The 12,174-nt window shown below is 70.3% G+C and carries 14 protein-coding genes; 7 read left to right on the top strand and 7 right to left on the bottom strand.

Annotated elements, in window-relative coordinates:
* A partial coding sequence (locus TFC3_RS19875) for a serine/threonine-protein kinase (RefSeq protein ID WP_067502073.1) occupies window positions 1-1,033 on the bottom strand: 1,033 nt, incomplete at its 3' end.
* A gap of 245 nt (window positions 1,034-1,278) precedes the next feature.
* Entirely contained in the window at window positions 1,279-1,542 is a 264-nt protein-coding gene (locus TFC3_RS19870; protein WP_067502069.1) for a GlsB/YeaQ/YmgE family stress response membrane protein, read from the bottom strand.
* 283 nt (window positions 1,543-1,825) lie between these two features.
* On the opposite strand from TFC3_RS19870, the gene TFC3_RS19865 reads away from it, so the two are divergent.
* Both TFC3_RS19865 and TFC3_RS19860 read left to right on the top strand, forming a co-directional pair.
* On the top strand, window positions 1,826-2,932 hold the full coding sequence (locus TFC3_RS19865; protein WP_153040308.1) for a glycoside hydrolase family 26 protein: 1,107 nt from the start codon (window positions 1,826-1,828) through the stop codon (window positions 2,930-2,932).
* A 50-nt stretch (window positions 2,933-2,982) separates the two neighbouring features.
* The gene (locus TFC3_RS19860) at window positions 2,983-3,573 is read left to right on the top strand and encodes a hypothetical protein (RefSeq protein ID WP_067502062.1); all 591 of its coding nucleotides are present in this window, start codon (window positions 2,983-2,985) and stop codon (window positions 3,571-3,573) included.
* A 162-nt stretch (window positions 3,574-3,735) separates the two neighbouring features.
* On the opposite strand, the gene TFC3_RS19855 is transcribed toward TFC3_RS19860, so the two are convergent.
* From TFC3_RS19855 to TFC3_RS19845, 3 genes are all read right to left on the bottom strand, one after another.
* Window positions 3,736-4,056, bottom strand: a complete 321-nt coding sequence (locus TFC3_RS19855; RefSeq protein ID WP_161952638.1) for an STAS domain-containing protein — start codon at window positions 4,054-4,056, stop codon at window positions 3,736-3,738.
* A 106-nt stretch (window positions 4,057-4,162) separates the two neighbouring features.
* Window positions 4,163-4,813 carry a hypothetical protein gene (locus TFC3_RS19850; protein WP_067502057.1) on the bottom strand — a complete coding sequence of 217 codons (651 nt, stop codon included), beginning with the start codon at window positions 4,811-4,813 and terminating at the stop codon, window positions 4,163-4,165.
* A gap of 1 nt (window position 4,814) precedes the next feature.
* Complete coding sequence (locus TFC3_RS19845) at window positions 4,815-5,495, bottom strand: GntR family transcriptional regulator (protein ID WP_067507104.1); 681 nt, start codon at window positions 5,493-5,495, stop codon at window positions 4,815-4,817.
* A 7-nt stretch (window positions 5,496-5,502) separates the two neighbouring features.
* On the opposite strand from TFC3_RS19845, the gene TFC3_RS19840 reads away from it, so the two are divergent.
* Entirely contained in the window at window positions 5,503-8,289 is a 2,787-nt protein-coding gene (locus tag TFC3_RS19840) for an FAD-binding and (Fe-S)-binding domain-containing protein (protein WP_067502054.1), read from the top strand.
* 43 nt (window positions 8,290-8,332) lie between these two features.
* Here the strand turns inward: TFC3_RS19840 and TFC3_RS19835 are convergent, their stop codons facing one another.
* Complete coding sequence (locus tag TFC3_RS19835; RefSeq protein WP_067502050.1) at window positions 8,333-8,677, bottom strand: STAS domain-containing protein; 345 nt, start codon at window positions 8,675-8,677, stop codon at window positions 8,333-8,335.
* A gap of 194 nt (window positions 8,678-8,871) precedes the next feature.
* On the opposite strand from TFC3_RS19835, the gene TFC3_RS37185 reads away from it, so the two are divergent.
* From TFC3_RS37185 to TFC3_RS40035, 4 genes are all read left to right on the top strand, one after another.
* Window positions 8,872-9,315, top strand: coding sequence for a hypothetical protein (locus tag TFC3_RS37185; RefSeq protein ID WP_067502047.1), 444 nt, complete (start codon window positions 8,872-8,874; stop codon window positions 9,313-9,315).
* A 168-nt stretch (window positions 9,316-9,483) separates the two neighbouring features.
* On the top strand, window positions 9,484-9,612 hold the full coding sequence (locus tag TFC3_RS40040) for a hypothetical protein (protein WP_255363778.1): 129 nt from the start codon (window positions 9,484-9,486) through the stop codon (window positions 9,610-9,612).
* 27 nt (window positions 9,613-9,639) lie between these two features.
* A complete protein-coding gene (locus TFC3_RS19825; protein WP_201787190.1) occupies window positions 9,640-10,272 on the top strand; it encodes a cysteine hydrolase family protein in 633 nt (210 codons plus the stop codon).
* Window positions 10,265-10,393, top strand: a complete 129-nt coding sequence (locus TFC3_RS40035) for a hypothetical protein (protein WP_255363777.1) — start codon at window positions 10,265-10,267, stop codon at window positions 10,391-10,393. Before TFC3_RS19825 ends, TFC3_RS40035 begins: the two co-directional genes overlap by 8 nt.
* A gap of 19 nt (window positions 10,394-10,412) precedes the next feature.
* Here the strand turns inward: TFC3_RS40035 and ptsP are convergent.
* Window positions 10,413-12,174, bottom strand: a 1,762-nt coding sequence (ptsP, locus tag TFC3_RS19820) for a phosphoenolpyruvate--protein phosphotransferase (protein WP_082772173.1), incomplete at its 5' end; no start/stop codon positions are given.

Here is a 12,174-nt window from a genome sequence, read left to right as displayed (position 1 = left end):
ATGCAGAGGTTGACACGGGGGCAGCGGGTTGGGGGTTGTCGGCGGCGGCTTCGGCCTTGTGGCCTCCGGGGGTGGACGCGCCGTTTGCCAGTTGGAGGCCCATGATGCTCAGCACCGCGGTCATCACGGCTACCGCGCCGGTGACCAGGGCGCGGCGGCGGGAGCGGCCCTGGACCGGGGCCGGGATGGAGATCCGGAACGCCGGCCGGAGCTCTGGGGCCGTGGTGGCGGCCGTGCGCAGCACCTCGGCTACGGCCTGCGCGGTCGGGCGCTTGGCGGGGTCCTCGGCGGTGCTGGCCTCGTAGATCCGCGCGACCTCGCGGGGCAGGCCGGCGATGCGGGGCAGGTGCGGGGCCTGGCGGCCGTGGCGGGAGGCGAGGATTTCGCCGACGCTCTGGCCCGGCCAGGCTCGTTTGCCGGTGAGGCATTCGAACAGCACGAGGCCGAGTGCGTACACGTCGGCTGCTTGGAAGGTTGGCTCTCCTCGTAGCTGTTCCGGGGCGAGGTGCGCCGGGGTGCCCCAGAGCCGGCCCTGGGTGTCGAAGCTGTTCTGGCCCGCCGCCGCGGCGATGCCGAAGTCGAGGACCTTGACGCCGCTGGGGGTCAGCATGACGTTGCGCGGCTTGACGTCGCGGTGGACCAGGTCCTGCTCGTGCGCGGCGGCCAGGGCGGAGGCGATGTCGGCGCAGATCTCCGCGGCGCGGCGCCACTCGATCACACCCACGCCGGTGAGCCGGTCGGCCAGCGTCTCGCCTTCGAGGAGCTCCATGATCAGGTATGGCGTGCGCTCGCCGTCGTCGGTGACCTCGCCGTAGTCGTAGATGCGAGCCACGTTCGGGTGGTTGAGCCCGGCGGCGGTGCGGGCCTCGCGGAGCACCTCGGCCGAGGGCTCGTCGGAGGCGGGACCGTAGGGAAAGAAGAGCTTGATCGCAACGTGGCGTTTGAGCGTGCGGTCGAAGCCGCGGTGCACAATCGCACTGCCGCCCCGGCCGACGGCGTCACCCAGCCGATAGCGCCCCGCAAGCACACGCACCGCGACCTCCCCAAGGTCGTTACGGCTCCGGCGTCCTCCGCCTCGGCGCGACTACCCACAGTAGGCAAACGCGCCGGTGCAGCGTCCATCTCCAGGGCAGATGCTGAGCATCATACCCTGCCAGTGGCGAATAAAACGACGTCGATGCATGGGCCTGGGCGTCTGTTACCGTCCGTACATCTCCGGGTACGGCGGGAGAGCGGTGATCACCCAAGTGACGCCGGCGCCCCCGCCGCCCAGCCGGCTCAGCGGCGCCCGCGCAGCCCGGCCACGAGGCTCACGCCGACCGCGGCGAGCACGACCTGGATGAGCAACTCGATCCAGTCGATGCCACCGGTGTCAGCGACGCCGAGCCCGGCGGCGATGAACGTGCCGATGAGGGCGGCCACGATGCCGATCAGGATCGTCAGCCAGATGGGGATGTTCTGCTTGCCGGGCACGACCAGGCGGCCGAGCGCGCCGATGACCAGGCCGATGATGACCGCGGTGATGATGCCGGAGATTTCCATGGCCGCTGGGTGCCCGGACCTCCCGTGGCCACAAACCTGAGCGCCCGCGATGTCACGTGATTGTCATGATGCCCCTCGAACCAACGCCGGCGCGACCCCGAGGCAACGCCACGCGGCCCCGAGGCAACGCCGCGCGGCCCCTTGAGCGGCGCCATGCGGCCCCATGCGAGGGCGGTACCGGACGCCCGGGCATCAAGCGGTCCTCAACCCGCCCCAAGCTTGGGTTTGCCCAGCTCAAGGGGGTAGCGTGCGGCTTCGACCAGCTAGGAGAAGGAGCCGGTGCATGCCCCGGATGTCGCGACGGAACCTGCTCGCGGTGGCCACGCTGGCCGCCTTGCCGGCGGCCTGTTCCCGCCCGTCCCCCCCGCCGACCGCCACGGCCACCACGGCTGCCACCGGCGTCGTCCCGGTCCCGCCGGCGCGCTCGGCGACACCCGCACCATCAGCGTCGCCGGTCACCAGTATCGCTCCGGCGGCCACGGCGACGACCTCGCACACTCCCGGCAAACCGGCCGCCACCAGCGAGGCGCCGGCGGCGCGGGACACCACCCGAGGCGGCCCGGTTCCGCCGGCCGAGAATGCCGTCATGCTGGGCGCGTACCTGAGCCTGAGCGGCAAATCGCTCCCCGAAAGCCTGCGGATGCGCCGCGGGCAACTGGGCCGCGACCAGCGCATCGTGCATCAATTCTGGGCCTGGGACGAGGCCATGCCGCGCACGCGTTCCGGGATCGGGTCCGGCAGCACGCTGATGATTTCCTGGCACGGCGTCGCCTGGTCGAAGGTCAATGGCGGCGGTTCGGACAAGCTGATCGCCGCCGCGGCTCGCAACCTGGCCGCGCAGGGAAAGCCGCTGCTGCTGCGCTGGGCGTGGGAGATGAACGGCGACTGGTTCGCCTGGGGCGGCGCCGGCAACGGCAAGGATCCCGGCAAGTACGTGTCCGCGTGGCGCCGTATTCACCGCATCTTTGCCGAGGAAGGCGCGGACAACGTGGCGTGGGTGTGGAGCCCGAATTGGAATTCCAGCCCGAACGAGTCGTGGAACGCCCTGCAGCGCTATTACCCCGGTGACGATTACGTGGACTGGGTCGGGGTTTCCGGCTACGACTTCTACAAGGAATCGCCCGCCACGCTGTTCAATCCGGTCGTCAACGCCTATGGCTCCAGCAAGCCAATCATCATCACCGAAACCGCGGGCATCGATTTCGGGGGCACGTCAAAGGCGGATTGGATCGACGACCTTTGCGGGTACGTCCGCAGGACCCCCGGGATCGGTGCGCTCGTCTGGTTCGACACCGACACGCACAACGACACGAACTTCCGGGTCGACAGCACGACCGGGGCGCTGCGGGCGTACCGGAAAATGGGGTTGAACGCGCATTTCCGGGGTTGATGCCGTGAGATCGTCGTCAGGGAAGTCTGATGCGGTGAGCGGGGAATTCGATGGTCACGGTGCCGGCCGGAAGCACTCTGACGCTGCGCTGTCTCGGCGAGGAAGCGACGGCACTGATCTCGCTGGCCGAGGTCCGCGCGGACTTCGTGCCCGAGCTTCCGCCGATGCCGGTGCTCAGCCTCGACGGCCCCGGCACCCGGCGGTACGGCATCCTCGAGCTGGTCAGCAGCGCCGGCGTCACCTGGGTCGAAGCGGAGCTGCGCGACGGCATGCTCACCATCACCGGCGACACCCCACCGGCCGGCGTGGTCCAGCGACGCGGCGCGGCCCGGCGCTCCGGAACCTATGCGGCGACCGGCACGGCCCAGCTCGACGCCGCCCCGGGCCGCCGCCTGATCGCCTTGACCGGCCACGTCGAGGATGTTTCAACCAGCGGCCTGCTGCTGCGCGCCACCCCCGACGGCAGCCCCCACCTGCCGACCGGCATCCAGCGAACCCTGCTGCACATCAGCATGCCCTGGGGCGGCATGACAGCCGCCATCAGCACGGTCGACCAGCGCGCCGACCACCTGCGCGGCACCTACGAATGGATCGACCCAGCCGACGCCGCGGCCCTGCAAGAGTTCTGCTCGGCGCGCTGAGCAACCCGCTCGTTGCCGGAGGCGCGGTTTCTTTGGTGCGGCAAGCCACTTGCTGTCAGGAGGTGAGCATGTCCGTCGAGTTGGCCGCCCCGGCTTGGATGCACGTAGCCATACGCATGGCCGGCAGCGCCCAGCGGACCGCGGTCCAGGAGAGCGAAGGGCTCAGCCCGCTTCGTGAACCCCGAAGTGGTCGAGCAGCGAGGTTGTCTCCAGCACCCGGTACACCGCCGGCGGCGTCTTGACCAGGATGAGGCGGCAGCCGGCCGCCCGCGCGCCGGCCTGGCACAGCACCAGCGCGCGGATGCCGGTCGAGTCAAGGTAGGTCACGCCTTCGATGTTCACCTCGACGTGGGACGGTTGGTGGTGGCGCACGGCGTCGAGGAACGCCTTCTCGAGCTGGTCCGCGGTCACGCTGTCGACTTCGCCGGAGACGGTCATCCGGGTGCGGGCGGTCTCGCTGTGATGGTTCACATCGACGAGCAACGGCCGCATTGATGCCGGCGAAGGCAGGCTTATGGGGAACTCCCGAACGAGGGCAGCTTGATGGTCAAGCCATCGCTGTTGAAGGCGTAGCCACCATAGCGCGCCCTCAGCTCTCCGGCGAGAACACCTGCGGCTTACCGGGAGGCGACAGCGGCAGGGAAGCAACGAGCGCCACGAGCGCGGGAACGGCCGTCAGAGCACAAAGCACGAACAGCCCCGGTTGTACGTCCGCAGCAAGCCAATCCAGCACGGGATCCGTGATCAAGTGGTGACCCGGCGCAACCATCCAGCCGAGGGCGTCGGTGCCGAGCAGAAGCACCGTGGCGGCCGAGATGACCCTTCCGGTCGGCTGCCGGTCGGCGTTAGCGGGCAACCGGCGCGCGACGGCTGTGACGGCGTACCCGATCGACATCCCCGGCAGCACGAACGCGACGCCCCGCACGGCCCTGCCCCACGCCTCGATGGCGAACCCCGATCCGGCGTCCGAGGTCAGCAGTAGGCCAGTGGTCCCACCCAGCAGGGCAGCCGCACCGGTCACCGCCGCGAGCGCAGCCACCGGCGGCCGCAACAGGATCGCGGCGATGACCGACCAGCCGAACGCGACAAGCGTGACGGCATTGATGGTGTGCTCGACGTCACCGCGCGGGTCGGCCGCAAGGCCCGCAGAGGAAAGGAAAAGCCACAGCAGCGGTACGACGGCAGCCGCGACAGCGAACCAGATGAGCGCGGTCCGGGTGCGGCTGTGGGGCGTCGGCATGTCATCCAGTCTCGGTGCCCGGCGCAAGGGGTCGTTGCAAAGTGGCCACCAGTAACTCCGCCGTGGCTTGCAAGTGCGTGCGCATGGCGGCCTCGGCGGCAGCTCCGTCGCGGGCCAGCACCGCCGTCACCACCGGCACGTGCTCGGCGTGAATCTCGGCCAGGGTGCGCCCGCTGGCCGTGGTGGGCGGGCCGAGCAACGCGGTCGTGCTGCGCAACCCCTCAACGATTGCGGCGGTGCGGGGTTTTCCGGCGGCGTGCAACAGCAGATCGTGGACGGCGTGGTCGGCCATCCAGAACGACGGGCTGTCAGTGGCCGTTGCCATGGTGTTCAGGGCTGCGCGGATGGCGGTGTGCTGCTCGTCGGTGCCGTGCTCGGCGGCCAGCCGGGCCGCCGGTGGTTCCAGGGCGAGGCGGATCCCGAAGATTTCCTCGATGTCGTGCGCGCGGGGCGGCAGGACCCGGAACCCCCGGTTGCGCCGGATCTCGACCAGCCCCGCCTCGGCCAGGCGCAGCAAGCCCTCACGCACCGGGCTGCGGGACACGCCGAGCAACTCGGCGAGCTGGTAGACCGAGTACGTGGTGCCGGGCACGAGCTCGCCGGCGGCCACCCCGTCGCGCACCGACTGGGCCACCGCGTCGGCCAGCGAGGGGGCCTCAGGGGAAAGAACGAGAACGGGCACGAGTAACATGTTACCCATGACTGAGCTGGTGGATGCGCTTGAGAAGGCCGGCCTCGAGGTGCGCAACGACGCCGGCACCCTCGGCATGTACGCCTCCGACGCCTCGCTGTACCGGATTCCCCCGCTGGCCGTGGTGCGCCCCCGGCACACCGACGAGGTGGCTGCCGCGCTCGACGTCGCCCGCGAGACCGGCGTGCCGCTGACCTCGCGCGGCGCGGGCACCTCGGTGGCCGGCAACGCCGTCGGGCGCGGCATCGTGCTCGACTTCTCCCGCCACCTCAACCGGGTCCTGAACATCGACCCCGAGGCGCGCACCGCAACTGTCGAGCCGGGCACCGTACACGCCGTCCTGCAGAAAGCTGTCACCCCGCACGGCGTGCGGTTCGGGCCGGACCCCTCCACCCACCCGCGCTGCACGATCGGCGGGATGATCGGCAACAATGCGTGCGGTTCGCGCTCGCTGGCGTACGGCCGCACCTCCGACAATGTCGCCGCCCTGGAACTGCTGACCGCCACCGGTGACAAGCTCACCACCGGCCCCAACGGCGACAGCGGCGGCCCTGTCATCGACAACGTCCGCTCGGTCATCGGCCGGCACCTGGCCACCGCCCGCACCGAGTTCGACCGGTTCGGCAGGCAGGTCTCCGGATATGCGGTGCAGCACCTGATCCCCGAACGCTTCGACCTGACCCGCGCGCTGGTCGGCTCCGAGGGCACCCTCGCCGTCATCACCAAGGCCACCGTCAAACTGGTCGTCGACGCCCCGGTCCGCGTGGTCGTGGTGCTCGGCTTCCGCGACATCGTCGCCGCCGGCGAGGCTTCCCCGGCCGTGGTCGCGCACGGACCGACCTCCTGCGAGGGCCTCGACTCGCGTCTGCTCGACGTGCTGCGCGCCCGCCGCGGCCCCGATGCCGTGCCGCCGCTGCCGCGCGGTGGTGCCTGGTTGTTCGTCGAGCTGGCCGGTGACGACGCCGGTGAGGTCGACGCCCGGGCCCGCAAGCTCGCCGCGGACGGCATCGCCGACGACGCGCTGGTGGTCACCGATCCCGCCACGCAGGCCCGGTTGTGGCGCATCCGCGAGGACGGCGCCGGTTTGGCCGGGCGGGCTCCCTCGGATCGTCCCGCGTGGCCCGGCTGGGAGGACGCCGCCGTGCCGCCCGAGAAGCTGGGCGCCTACCTGGCCCGCTTCGACGAACTCGTGGCCTCGTACGACATGACCTCCGCACCGTTCGGCCACTTCGGTGACGGCTGCATGCACGTGCGCCTCGACCTGCCGCTGGACCAGCCCGGCGGCACGAAGATCATGCGTGACTTCCTCACCGACGCCGCGCGCCTGGTCGGCGAGTTCGGTGGTTCGCTGTCCGGCGAGCACGGGGACGGCCGGGCCCGCTCGGAGCTGCTGCCGCACATGTACTCCCCGGACGCGATCGCCCTGTTCAAGGGCATCAAGCACGCGTTCGACCCCGGCAACCTGCTCAACCCCGGCGTGCTGGTCGACCCCGACCCCATCGACGCCGACGTGCGCCCGGCCGGTCGCTTCCCGCTGAAACAACTCGCCATGGCCTACCCCCACGACGCCGGCGACCTCGGCCAAGCCGTGCACCGCTGCACCGGTGTCGGCAAGTGCCGCGCCGACAACTCCGCCGCCGGTGGCGTGATGTGCCCGTCCTACCTGGCCACCCTTGAGGAAAAGGACTCCACCCGCGGCCGGGCCCGGGTACTGCAGGAGGTCGTCCGCGGCGAGCTGGCCTGGTCGCACCCGTCGGTTCACGACGCGATGGATTTGTGCTTGTCCTGCAAGGGTTGCGCCTCCGACTGCCCGACCGGCATCGACATGGCAACCTACAAGTCCGAGGTGCTGCACCAGACGTACCGGGGAAAGCTTCGCCCGCGCTCGCACTACACCCTCGGCAAACTGCCTTTCTGGGCTCGCCTTGCCGGATGGGCGCCGCGCCTTGCCAACCTGGCCATCCGGCTGCCCGGCCTCGGCCCGATCGCCCTGTGGCTGGCCGGTGTCGACAAACGCCGTTCCGTGCCCGCCTTCGCCCGCCGCCCCTTCCGCCGCACCTTCAAACCCCTCACCACCGACCGCAAGCCCGTCATCCTCTTCGCCGACTCGTTCTCCGACGCCTTCTCCCCAGAGGTGGCCGAATCCACCGTCCGTGTCCTGCGCGCCGCCGGCTACGAACCCCGACTACCCTCCGGCTCCGTCTGCTGCGGTCTGACCTGGATCACCACCGGCCAGGTGGACAAAGCCAGATCCATCCTCACCCGTACGGTCACAGCGCTGGCCCCCGCCGCCCAAGCCGGCATCCCCATCGTCGGCATCGAGCCCTCCTGCACTGCGGTGTTGCGCTCAGATGTACACGAGCTTCTCCCCGGCAACGCAGACGCCCAGCGGGTAGCCGGCTCCGTGCGTACGCTCGCCGAGCTGCTGGCCCAAACCCCCGGCTGGACCCCGCCGGACCTGTCCGATGTAGAGGTGGTTGCTCAGCCTCACTGCCACCACCATGCGGTCCTGGGCTGGAAGGCCGACGCGGATCTGCTTGCTGCCAGCGGTGCTCAGGTTCAGCGGCTGGCCGGGTGCTGTGGACTGGCTGGAAACTTCGGCGTTGAGCGGGGGCACTACGAGGTGTCGGTGGCCGTGGCTGCGCAGAATCTGCTGCCGGCTTTGGACGCGGCGCCCGGTGCTGTGGTGCTGGCTGACGGGTTCTCCTGCCGGACGCAGGTTGCGGATCTGCGGGAGCGGCCTGCTGTGCATTTGGCTCAGCTGCTTGACCGGGCATCGCTTTGACCGCAACCGCGATCCTGCTGGATTCCAGCGCGCTGACCTGCGGCTATCCGGCGATGGTGCGCAGGCGGTGGGCGGGCACCCCGGCCGCTGTCAAGTTGTCGGCCAGCACCGCCGATGGACGGTCGAGGAACACCGCCACCTGATAGTCGTCGCCGAGCGAGCACGCGGCCGCGAGCGTGCCCAGGTTGATGGAGTCCAGCGCGTCGTCGAGGTCGGCCAGCTCCAGCACCAGCCGCAGCGGCCGGTCGCGGCGGATGGCGCGCACCAGCACACGGCGTAGCTCGATGGCCTCGGCAGCCCCGAGCGTGCCGTGCGGCCGGATGACGAGGGTGCCGTCGGGATTGGTGCTGACCTCGACGGCAGCGCCCAGCACAGCCGGACCAGACATAACGGTGCCTTCCGTTACCGAGACGTTTGTCGAAACGTCAGGTTAAGGGTGCACGCAGGCCGCGTCGAGCGGTGCGGTCCAAAGTTCACCTGGTCACGGGGAGGTCACGACACTGTGGCGACCGAGGGCTGCCGGTGAATCCCCGGGGCACTGCCCACTTGACCCACGCCCCGGCGGTGACATAGAAGCAATCGATGCGCGACGCTGAGATCTTGCGGAAAACCTTGCCGGGGCAGTGGCGGGTGCTGGCCACCACCTTCCCCATGTGGCTGTCCGGCCGCCGCCTCGAGCCGGCCTTCACCTACGAGCCGCTGCCCGGCGAGGGTCTCGCGCTGCGCGACACGGTCAGCTACCGGACCCGCTCCGGGGCGCGCAAACGCATCGAGGGCGTGGACCGCTTCGACGCCGGGTCCGGGCTGTTCACGTGGCGCGGCCGGGGGCTGCTCAAGGTGCTGGCCAGCCGCTGGCGCGTCGTGCACCTCAGCGACGATCGCGAACTGGTGGTGCTCACCTTCGAGCGCAGCCTGGTCACCCCGGCCGGCCTCGACGTGATCGGCCGGGGCGCACAAGATCGGCCCGGGGGCCGGCCGCTGCCCCTCCCCGATGAGGAAATTGCCGGCTTGCGGTGGCTCGGATAGCAAGAACGGCGATGGCCTGCGCGCGTGCGTGCAGGTCGAGTGACCCGCCGGCGTCCCGGGAACTGGCTGCGGCGTCGGCGCCGTACACGGTGACGTCAATGTCGTACTGCTGCAGCATCCGGGCGCACAACAGCCTGTCCGGCCCGGCTCCACGATCGCTATCTGTGTATGGTCCGCTGTCTGCGCCGGCGAGCCGCCCTGCTGACCTCGCCGTCCGACGCCGGCGCCTTGACGCAGCAGGGCCAGGACGTGTTGCGCACGGCCTTGCTGACGCTGGTGGAGGCCGGCCACCTGTGAGCACCGCGGCATGGAAAGGTGTGCGAAGTGACAAGCCACCCGCATCGCCCGGTGCCGGCTGAGCCCGGGTTCCGTACCGCCCTGCTGGCCCTGGATCTCCAGCATCACCACCTTGCTCGCGTACCGGCGGCGTTCCTGCCGGCTGCTGCCACGGCCCTGCAAGCCGCCCGGGGTGCCGGCGTTCCCGTCATCCACGTCGTGCTCGGGTTCCGGCCCGGCCATGCCGATGCCCACCCGCGCAACAGGATCTTCGGTTCTCTGCCGCCGGGCCGGTACACGCCTGACGACCCCGGTGCCGCGATCCACCCCGATGTGGCGCCGGGTGAGGGTGAGGTGGTCGTACGGAAGAATCGGGTCAGCGCCTTTGCGGGCAACGACTTGCGGCAGCTCCTGGATGCCCGGGGTATCGGCCACCTCGTTCTCGCGGGCGTCGCCACCAGCGGCATCGTGCTGTCCACCGCGTTGCAGGCCTCCGACCTGGACTTTCGGGTCACCGTACTGACCGACGCGTGCGCCGACCCTGACCCCGCCCTGCACCACACCTTGACCACCAAGGTCCTCAACCGCCACGGCGACACGCTCACGACAGCGCAGTGGTCCGCACGTGGCTCCTCGCCGCACGCCCCGGCGCCCACTGCCTGGCAATATCGAGATGACTGACGATGTACGCGAGGGGATCCGCGGGCTGCTCAACGCCGCCCCCGCCACCGCTTCCGCCGCTGAGCTTGCCATCACGCTGCGTCGCCCGGAGCGGGACGGGGCCCGGGGTTACGGTTCGTAACTCCCGGGCCGGACGGTCATCACTCTTGGTCTTGGGCCGTCGTGCCACCCTCGTTGCCCTCGTACGTCTTCGGGTCGCCGATGCCACCCGCGGCCGGGTCGGCGTTGCCCAGCGCCGTCTCGCCCGGCATGTCCTCCATGCGTTCCTTGGCCTCGGTGCGCAGTTCCTCGCGGTCCTCGGGGCTGATCGACATTGTGTCCTCCTCAGGTCGGCTCCCGGCCGGGATACCCACGATCGCCGCGCGCACGCCTTCCTTGACGCGCGGTACCAGCGGCGGCGCCACGCTCAGTTCCGTCACGCCGCGTTCGAGCAGCAACGGGATCGCGGTGTCGTCCGCCGCGAGTTCCCCGCACACCGCCACTGTCACGTCGTCGCTCGCGCCGGCGCACACCGCCTCGATCAGCCGCAGCACACCCGGGTCCAGCCCGTCGGTCAGCGGGCTGAGCGTGGGATTGCCGCGCTCAGCCGCGAGAGCATACTGCGTCAGATCGTTGGTGCCAATGCTGAAGAAATCGAGGTACGGCCGGAACTCCGCCGCCTTCAACGCCGCTGCCGGGACCTCCATCATCATGCCGACATGCAGGTCGGGCGGTGCCTCCCCGAGATCGTCCAGCAACCGGCGCGCGTGCAGGAACTCGGCCACCGTGGTCACCATCGGGAACATGACGCTGACCGGTGTCGTACGGGCCACTTCGAGGATCGCGCGTAGCTGCGTGGTGAACAGCGACGGATAGGTGAGCGAGTGCCGGATACCGCGCAGACCGAGGAACGGGTTGGCCTCGGGGGGCGCGGGTGCGTACGGCAAAGGCTTGTCCCCGCCGACATCGAGGGTCCGCAAGGTGATCCGCCGGCCCTGCAGGGCTTCGGCGATCTGCCGGTACACGGCAACCTGCTCCTCGAGGCTGGGCGCCAATTCCCGCCCGAGGAACAGGAACTCGGTTCGCACCAGCCCGGCGAGGTCGGCCCCCTGCGCGGCCGCCGTCCGAGCATCCTCGACCGAGCCGATGTTCGCCCCCACGGCGATCGTCCGGCCGTCGCGGGTTATGGCAGCCGAGGACGTACGGGAAAATGCCTTTTGCCGGCTCTTTTGCTCGGCTTGTGCCCTGGCCCGGAACGATCGCAGCGGACCCTCGCCGGGCGCCACGGCCACCTCGCCGGTGCTGCCATCGAGCGCCGCCACCGTGCCGCCCGCAACCGACAGCCCGGTGCCTGCCACTGCCGGAATCCCCTTACTGCGTAGCAGAATCACGGCGTGTGAGGTAGGGCTCCCGGCTGTGAGCACAACCCCGGCGATCCGGTCAGGGTCGAGCGCGGCGGCCTCGGCCGGGGTCAGGTCCTCCGCGATCAGCACGCCGGTTCCGGCGACGAGGGCCGCAGGCAGGCCGAGCAACGCCCGTAGGACTTGATCGCTTACGGCGCGCACGTCGGTGGCCCGCTCGCGAAGGTACGGGTCGGTCAGCGCGTCGAACTCCGCGGCGACCCGGGCGGTGGCGGCTGCCCAGGCCGGGGGAGCAGAGCTGCCGTTGGCGATGCGTTCGTGCACGTCGGCGAGGAGGTCAGCGTCGTCGAGGAGCGCTAGGTGGGCCGTGAAGATGTCGTTGTGGAGTTGCTGTAGTTCGGTTCGGATAGTTGACAGCGCATTGTCGAGGCGCTGTCGCTCTGTTCCCGTCGCCGCTTCATCCCCCTGACCGGACATCTCCGAAAAATCAGGCGGGATGCGAAGCAGGTGCAGGGCAGGCCCGATCGCCACCCCCGGAGAAGCCGCCCAGGCACCCCCAGCC

The sequence above is a fragment of the Actinoplanes sp. TFC3 genome (assembly GCF_001553785.1).
Taxonomy (GTDB): domain Bacteria; phylum Actinomycetota; class Actinomycetes; order Mycobacteriales; family Micromonosporaceae; genus Actinoplanes.
This window is presented reverse-complemented; position numbering and strand designations above follow the sequence as displayed.

Bases quoted from the DNA above. Each gene is read 5' to 3' on its own strand.
- TFC3_RS19870 (WP_067502069.1), bottom strand. From the start codon at position 1,542: ATGGAAATCTCCGGCATCATCACCGCGGTCATCATCGGCCTGGTCATC.
- TFC3_RS19865 (WP_153040308.1), top strand. From the start codon at position 1,826: ATGCCCCGGATGTCGCGACGGAACCTGCTCGCGGTGGCCACGCTGGCC.
- TFC3_RS19860 (WP_067502062.1), top strand. From the start codon at position 2,983: ATGGTCACGGTGCCGGCCGGAAGCACTCTGACGCTGCGCTGTCTCGGC.
- TFC3_RS19850 (WP_067502057.1), bottom strand. From the start codon at position 4,813: ATGCCGACGCCCCACAGCCGCACCCGGACCGCGCTCATCTGGTTCGCT.
- TFC3_RS19840 (WP_067502054.1), top strand. From the start codon at position 5,503: ATGTTACCCATGACTGAGCTGGTGGATGCGCTTGAGAAGGCCGGCCTC.
- TFC3_RS19835 (WP_067502050.1), bottom strand. From the start codon at position 8,677: ATGTCTGGTCCGGCTGTGCTGGGCGCTGCCGTCGAGGTCAGCACCAAT.
- TFC3_RS37185 (WP_067502047.1), top strand. From the start codon at position 8,872: ATGCGCGACGCTGAGATCTTGCGGAAAACCTTGCCGGGGCAGTGGCGG.
- TFC3_RS40040 (WP_255363778.1), top strand. From the start codon at position 9,484: ATGGTCCGCTGTCTGCGCCGGCGAGCCGCCCTGCTGACCTCGCCGTCC.
- TFC3_RS40035 (WP_255363777.1), top strand. From the start codon at position 10,265: ATGACTGACGATGTACGCGAGGGGATCCGCGGGCTGCTCAACGCCGCC.